This is a genomic window from Leifsonia sp. HAY1-4F (genome assembly GCF_056755275.1).
Window position 1 is genome coordinate 1 of the sequence record NZ_JBNDHX010000145.1, and the last position, 6,830, is coordinate 6,830.

Genomic DNA, 6,830 nt, shown 5'->3' on the forward strand with positions numbered 1-6,830 from the left:
GCCTCACTCGGGGAGCCGGCGTACTTCGCGGTGCCGCCGTGCACGAGGTCGGTGGCGACCGTCGAGCCTTCCGGGTCGTCCAGCGCATATGCCAGGAGGGTGTCCGAGGAGGGAACAGAGCGAAGAGCCGCCTCGCATCCGCGGGGTGCCGCCTCGAGGCCGGGATCGCCAGCTGTCCCGTCTTCGTTCTGCCCGGCCCCGGGACCGGCGGATTCGTCGATGACCGGATCGTCGGTCGGTTCGTCGACCGTCGGTTCGTCGACGGTCGGTTCGTCGACCGTCGGTTCGTCGACGGTCGGTTCGTCGACGGTCGGTTCGTCGGCCGCCGGTTCGTCGACGGTCGGTTCGTCGGCCGCCGGTTCGTCGGCGGCGGGGCCCCCGGCAGCGGGCGCGTCCGCCGTCGGTTCTCCGGAGGAAGACGCCGAAGCGGGGACGTTCGCCGCGGGAGGCGCAACGGCGCTCCCGGCGCCCGTCGGCAACGGCACGGTCGGCAGTGTGCCGGGGGCAGGGCGGGGACTCGGTCGCGAGGGATGATCCGCCTCATTCGGGCCGGCACCTGAGGCGTGCTCGGGGCCAGAGGATGGCGCAACGCTCGCAGAGGTGGAGGCAGCGACCGGTGACTCCGGTGGTGCCATCACGGCCCCTGTCGTCAGAGCGGCTGCCAGGACCATCGTGGTCGCCGCGGCGACCATCCCGATGTTGCCTCCGCCCGCGCCGACGCTCAAGAAGTGCCGCAACCGCGTAGCGTGGCGAATGCCGGCCGAACGGTGGGACAGGGTCGCAGCGACCGCCGCGCCGCCGGAATCGCTCGTCCATGCCGAGTACGCGGCGGCACCCGCGATGCCGAGGAAGAGCGGGAGGATGCCGAGCGCGAGCCGGTATCCCAGGTCGTCGGCCTCCGCGGCGGCGTCCGAACAGGCCGGGCAGGCCGCCAGATGCTGCTTCACCTTGCGGCGCTCCGCCGGCGAGAGCTTGTCCCGCACGAATGATCCGAGCTTGTTGAGGGTCCAGGCGTGAGCCGGATCTGTGCTGTTCGACTCGGCGAGGTGCGCGGTGATCCACGCCTGCCTGAGCCCCTCCCGAGCGCGGAAGGCCAGTGCGGACACGGCGTTCGGTGTCAGCCCGAGGAGGAGCGCGACATCCCGAGGCGCCATATCCTCCACCTCGGTGTACCAGAGCACCTCTTGCCAACTGTCGGGCAGTGCGTAGAACGCCTGCGTGATCGTCTGACGGTCGATGCGGTTGAGCGCGGTGACCTCGCTGTACGTCCAGTCCTCGACGCTGTCCGGATCCTCGATGTTCGGTGTCGTCTTGCGGCGGGACCAGTCGATGGCGACGTTGCGGATGGTCGTGGCGAGGTACGAGCGGAAGCCGGACCGCGGCCCGCTGCCCTTCTCGACCGCCTTGAGGATGCGTGCGAACGCCTCGGAGGCCAGGTCGTCGGGTTCGAAGCGCCCGGTGATGGAGGCCGCCATGCCGCGCGCGGCGTGCCAATGGCGTTTCCAGAGCACCCCGTAGGCGGGGGAATCGCCCTCGCGGGCGCGGACGATCAACTCGGTGTCGGATAGGGCGTCGAGCTCACGGGTCATAAGGGTCGGGTCCTTACGGGCAGTACGGGCGTTTGTCTAGAAAGACGCTCCGGGTTGCCGTTCGTGACGCGTTCGCAAAAAAAACTTCCGCCGGCGGATGCACCGCCGACGGAAGAGGCCACACAGATTCTCAGCCCTGGCGCCCCGGGAGGCGCTCAGGGACTGGGCGGGCGAGGGGAAAGGGGCTCAGCGTGCGCGTGCGCGCGAGCGGCCCCGCGTGGCGAGGTTCCACAGGCCGCCGATCAGGAGTGCCCCGGCGATGCCGTTGAGCACGCCACCGATGAGGTCGGTTCCGTAGTGCACGCCGACGTAGAGCCGCGACCAGGCCACGGCGAGCACGAAGAGGGCGCCGAGGATCAAGACGATCGCGCGCGAGAGACGCGTCCGGCAGACGAACAGGATCCCCGTCACCAGGGCGGCGGCGAACACGACGTGCCCGCTGGGGTAGCTGAGAGTCGCGGGCGAGATGTGGAGCAGGTGCGTGAGTCCCGCGGTCGTCGGGCGCGGCTGGGCGACCACCGCCTTCACGATGAGGGTCGTCAGCCAGCCGGCGCCTACGGCGATGCAGGCGCCCAGCGCCCTCCGCCATCCGACGACCAGCAGCAGAACGACGAAGACGATCACGAGGATGACCCCGACGACGACGGGACTGTCGAGCCGGTCCAGCAGGAGGGCAGCGTTATCGAGGAGCGGTGAGTTGACGCCGTTGACGGCCGCATCCAGCCCGTTGAAGCGCAGAGCGGGCACGGCTTTCGCCGCGAGCCCCAGTCCGATCGTCAGGACGAAGAGCACGACTGTCCACACGATCCAGTGGATGGGCAGGCGCAGCGACCAGGAGGACTCTCGTCGGGAGTGCATCCCCCGAGCGTAGCGAAGCCGGCGCGATCGACCCTGAAGGTGCGCCGTCCGGCCGTATGACAATGCTCAGTCTCCACCAATAGTTGACCCTGGTCACCTAATTAAGATATGGTTGATCGCAGTCAACCAACTCCTCGAAGGATCCCATGTCAGAAACCATCACGAAGGCCGAGGCGGGAGCGACGGCCATGTCGCATCGCCAGGTGCTCGAATCGCTCTCCGGGCTGTTGCTCGGAATGTTCGTCTCGATCCTCGCGGGCACGGTCGTCTCGACCTCGATGCCGCGGATCATCTCCGAACTGCACGGCGACCAGACCGCCTACACGTGGGTCGTCACCAGCACTCTCCTGGCGACGACGGTCTCGACGCCGATCTGGGGCAAGCTCGCCGACCTGCTCAACCGCAAGCTGCTCATCCAGATCGCCCTCGTGATCTTCGTGCTGGGCTCGGCGCTCGCCGGCTTCTCGACCGACACCGACATGTTGATCGGCTTCCGGGTGCTGCAAGGCCTCGGCGCCGGCGGACTGACCGCGCTGAGCCAGATCATCATGGCCGACATCATCAGCCCGCGGGAGCGCGGGCGGTACATGGGTCTCTTCGGCGGGATCATGGCCGTCGGCACGATCGGCGGCCCGCTGATCGGCGGGGTGCTCACCGACTCGGTGGGATGGCGCTGGAACTTCTTCGTCGGCGTGCCCGTCGCGGCGGTGGCGATCATCCTGCTGCAGCTCACGCTGCGCCTGCCCAAGCGGTCGGCCCGCACGGTGCGCATCGACTACCTCGGCGCGGTCCTCCTCGCAGCAACCGTATCGCTGCTGCTCATCTGGGTCTCGCTCGCGGGCAAGAACTTCGACTGGTGGAGTGCTCCCACGTTCTGGATGCTCGGGGGCGCGGTCGCGCTCCTGATCGCCACGATCGTCACGGAGCTGGTCGTCGCGGAGCCGATCATCCCGCTCGCCATGTTCAAGAACCGGACATTCACGCTCGCCGTCATCGCATCCATCTCGGTCGGCGTTGCGATGTTCGGCACGTCGGTCTTCCTCGGCCAGTACATGCAGCTGGCCCGGGGCGCCACGCCCACCGAGTCGGGTCTGCTCACGCTGCCGATGATCCTCGGCCTCCTGCTGTCCTCCATGATCGTCGGCAACCTCATCAGCCGGTTCGGGAAGTGGAAAGGCTTCATGATCGCGGGCTCCGCGCTGCTGACGGCCGGCCTCTACCTCATGAGCACCATCGAGTACGACACCGCGTACTGGCTGGTGTCCGTCTACATGCTGGTGCTCGGCGCCGGCGTGGGCATGGTCATGCAGAACCTCGTGCTCATCGTCCAGAACACCGTCCGTCCGGAGCAGCTCGGTGCGGCCAGCTCGAACGTGGCGTTCTTCCGCAGCCTCGGCGGGACCATCGGCGTCTCGGTGATGGGCTCCATCCTCGGCTCGGCCGTCATCGGCATGATGGCCGACCGCAAGGGAGACCTGATCGCCGCGGTCACGTCGCTCGGAGCGAAGGGCGCCCAGGCGGCCGCCTCGCTGCAGAGCGGGACGTTGCCTCAGGTGAACTCGCTTCCGCTGCCGATCCGCACGATCGTGGAGTCCGTCTACGGGCAGGCGGTCGCGGACATCTTCCTCGTCGCCGTGCCGCTCGCGCTCATCAGCGTCATCGCCATCCTGTTCCTGCCGAACGTCACCCTCGGCACGAAGACCGCCATCCAGCGGATGGAGGAGGAGAACCGCGGGGCGTCGCTCGAGGCTGCCGAGGACACGGCCGTGGAGGTCGCGGAGGCGCTCATCGGCGCACCGGCGACCGGCTCGCTGGCCGCTGCCGGAGGGCTTGGCGCCGCCGGAGGGACCGCCCGCGGCGGCAGCACGGCTGGGGGCGGCCGCGAGCCGGTCAGGTTATGATCGCGGCCATGGACACAACGGATCGGGTGGCGGTGGACTCCGCCGCCACCCCTCCGGCTGCCGGGAACCCGGCGACCGATGCGGCCATCTCCGAGGTGGAGGAGCAGTTCACGCGGCTGTTCAACCAGGTGGGGACGGCCATGCGGGACCGTGCTGAGCGTGTCCATCCCGAACTGCAGCCGGGCGGCTACAAACTGCTGACGATGATCGTGCGCAGCGGCCCCATCCACGCGGGCGCGCTCGCCTCCCGGCTGTACACGGACAAGAGTGTGATCAGCCGCCAGGTCAAGCTGCTGGAGGACATGGGCTTCGTGGAGCGGCGGACCGATCCGGACGACCGGCGCGCCAGCTTCATCGCGGCAACCCCGGAGGCGATCCGGAAGGTGGACGAGGTGCGGGCGGCCGACCAGGCGACGCTGTACCGCGGGCTGCGTCGCTGGGATGAGGACGACGTCCGCCGGCTGGCCGAGCTTCTGGCGCGGTTGAATGAGGTCGCGCGCTGAGGTGGTCGGGCGCTGACGCGGTCGCGCGCTGACGCGGTCGGGACGCCGCTTCCGTGGCCCTTCGGATGACGATTCCGGCGGGCGCTGGTAATCTTCCTCGGGTATGCCTTCCGCATCCGTCCCCTCCGCTCCCCGCGGCCGCCGCTCGGCGGGCCGTCGTGCAGCTGTGCCGTCGCGACGGGTGCGCATCCGGTTTCCGAAGCCGGCGAAGCGCGTCCTCATGCCCCTCCACCACCGGTTCGGCGTCACCCTGACGGTGATCGGCCTGGTCTTCGCGTTCTCCATCGTCCCGACGGATGCCGCGCTCGCCTCCACTCTGCTCGTGGCACCCGCGACCGCGCTCGCGGACGGCGCAGCGGCTCCTCAGCAACAGCTGCTCGTGGATGCGACGATCGCGGCGCCCGTCGTCGACCGCGAGAGCATCGGTGCGACGGACGGGATCGACACCCTCGCGCACATCGGCACGAACGAGTCGTGGGCGAAGCTGGTGCTGATGTTCGGCGGGTGGCCGCAGACCGACGCGAACGTGACCCTCATGCTGCGCTGGATGCGACAGGAGAACGGACCGCCGGACTGGTGGAACCGCAACAACCCCCTCAACAACGGGTACGGCTCGGGCGGGGGCGCAGGCCTCGGCAGCTACCCCGACCTCGTCACGGCTGCGCAGTACTGCGCGAAGAACCTGCAGCGCGGATACCCGGACATCGTCGCGGGGCTCCAGGCGGGGACGTCGGCCGACACCACCGCAGCGGCCATCTGGGCATCGCCGTGGGCATCCAGCCACTACGGCAACGGAACCCACTGGAGCACGCGACCCGTCGAGATCGTGCAGGCACCCGCCTCCGCCTGGGGCTTCTGACCCGTCGCTCGCTCGCGGGCGCTCCCGTTCCTTGCGCCGCGTGCGCGCGCCGCTGCCTGCGCGTGCGTTCCCCTGCGCCGCGTGTGCGCGTTCCCTGCGCCGAGGTGCTCGTAGTTGCACCCTCGCGCGGCGTGTCGGGTGCACCTACGAGCACTTCGGCAGAGGGGAGGGGGTCAGGAGCGGGTCAGGACTTGGCCAGGAAGGTGCGGAGGCGCGGCAAGGGCCACGTGGTGATGATGCGGTCGGCGGGGACGCCGTTGGCGGCGGCGCGGGCGGCGCCGTAGGCGAGGAAGTCGAGCTGCCCGGGCGCGTGCGCATCCGTGTCGATGGAGAAGAAGCAGCCGGCGTCGAGGGCGAGTTGGATGAGGTCGTCCGGTGGGTCCTGCCGTTCGGGCCGTGAGTTGATCTCGACTGCGACCTGGTTCTCGGCGCACGCCGCGAAGACGGCCTCGGCGTCGAACTCCGACGGCGGGCGCGTGCCCCGGGAGCCTTGGACGAGCCGGCCGGTGCAGTGCCCGAGGATGTTCGTCTGCGGGTCGCGGATGCCGCCGAGCATCCGCTTCGTCATCGTCCGGCTGTCCGCCCGCAGCTTCGAGTGCACGCTGCCGACCACCACATCCAGACGTCCCAGCAGTCCGGGCGTCTGATCGAGCGTGCCGTCCTCGAGGATGTCGACCTCGATCCCCGTGAGGAGGGTGAGCGATCCGGTGTCGAGGGCTGCGATGGTCTCGAGCTGCTCCTCCAGCCGCTCGGCGCTCAGGCCGCTCGCCACCGTCAGAGTCGGGGAGTGGTCGGTGACGGCCTGATACTCCCGGCCGAGGTTCGCGGCGGCGGCGGCCATCACCTCGATCGGCGTCGTCCCGTCGGACCACTCGGTGTGGCTGTGGAGGTCGCCTTTCAGCTGCGCGAGGAGCTCGGCGCCGCCCGTGTCGAGCGGGGCCGCGTTGCGCTCGCGGAGATCGGCGAGGTAGCTCGGCACCTCGCCGTCGACCGCCTGCGCGATCACCTGGAAGGTGCGGTCGCCGATCCCCTTCGTGCGCTTCAGGCGGCCGTCGGCGACCGCACCCTGTCTCTTATACACATCTGACGCTGCCGACGACGGAGAGAGTGTAGATCTCGG

At 69.5% G+C, this 6,830-nt stretch carries 6 protein-coding genes; 3 read left to right on the forward strand and 3 right to left on the reverse strand.

Features of this window, described 5'->3' with window-relative positions:
• Both ACPYOG_RS18040 and ACPYOG_RS18045 read right to left on the reverse strand, forming a co-directional pair.
• On the reverse strand, positions 1 to 1,589 hold a 1,589-nt coding region (locus ACPYOG_RS18040; RefSeq protein WP_481295531.1), incomplete at its 3' end, for a sigma-70 family RNA polymerase sigma factor.
• Between the two features lie 186 nt (positions 1,590 to 1,775).
• Complete coding sequence (locus tag ACPYOG_RS18045) at positions 1,776 to 2,447, reverse strand: phosphatase PAP2 family protein (RefSeq protein WP_481295532.1); 672 nt, start codon at positions 2,445 to 2,447, stop codon at positions 1,776 to 1,778.
• A gap of 146 nt (positions 2,448 to 2,593) precedes the next feature.
• Between ACPYOG_RS18045 and ACPYOG_RS18050 the strand changes: the two genes are divergently transcribed.
• The 3 genes from ACPYOG_RS18050 to ACPYOG_RS18060 all read left to right on the forward strand — a co-directional run bounded on the left by ACPYOG_RS18050 (position 2,594) and on the right by ACPYOG_RS18060 (position 5,710).
• Positions 2,594 to 4,348 (forward strand): MFS transporter, encoded by a 1,755-nt coding sequence (locus ACPYOG_RS18050; protein ID WP_481295533.1) that lies wholly within the window; start codon positions 2,594 to 2,596, stop codon positions 4,346 to 4,348.
• Positions 4,349 to 4,356: 8 nt separating this feature from the next.
• The gene (locus ACPYOG_RS18055) at positions 4,357 to 4,851 is read left to right on the forward strand and encodes a MarR family winged helix-turn-helix transcriptional regulator (protein ID WP_481295534.1); all 495 of its coding nucleotides are present in this window, start codon (positions 4,357 to 4,359) and stop codon (positions 4,849 to 4,851) included.
• A 103-nt stretch (positions 4,852 to 4,954) separates the two neighbouring features.
• Complete coding sequence (locus tag ACPYOG_RS18060) at positions 4,955 to 5,710, forward strand: hypothetical protein (RefSeq protein WP_481295535.1); 756 nt, start codon at positions 4,955 to 4,957, stop codon at positions 5,708 to 5,710.
• A 184-nt stretch (positions 5,711 to 5,894) separates the two neighbouring features.
• Here ACPYOG_RS18060 and ACPYOG_RS18065 read toward each other — a convergent pair.
• A partial coding sequence (locus tag ACPYOG_RS18065; RefSeq protein ID WP_481295536.1) for a PHP domain-containing protein occupies positions 5,895 to 6,830 on the reverse strand: 936 nt, incomplete at its 5' end.

What these genes read in the sequence shown, in the direction of transcription:
- ACPYOG_RS18055 (WP_481295534.1), top strand. Translation starts at nt 4,357, where the DNA reads ATGGACACAACGGATCGGGTGGCGGTGGACTCCGCCGCCACCCCTCCG.
- ACPYOG_RS18060 (WP_481295535.1), top strand. Translation starts at nt 4,955, where the DNA reads ATGCCTTCCGCATCCGTCCCCTCCGCTCCCCGCGGCCGCCGCTCGGCG.
- ACPYOG_RS18045 (WP_481295532.1), bottom strand. Translation starts at nt 2,447, where the DNA reads ATGCACTCCCGACGAGAGTCCTCCTGGTCGCTGCGCCTGCCCATCCAC.
- ACPYOG_RS18050 (WP_481295533.1), top strand. Translation starts at nt 2,594, where the DNA reads ATGTCAGAAACCATCACGAAGGCCGAGGCGGGAGCGACGGCCATGTCG.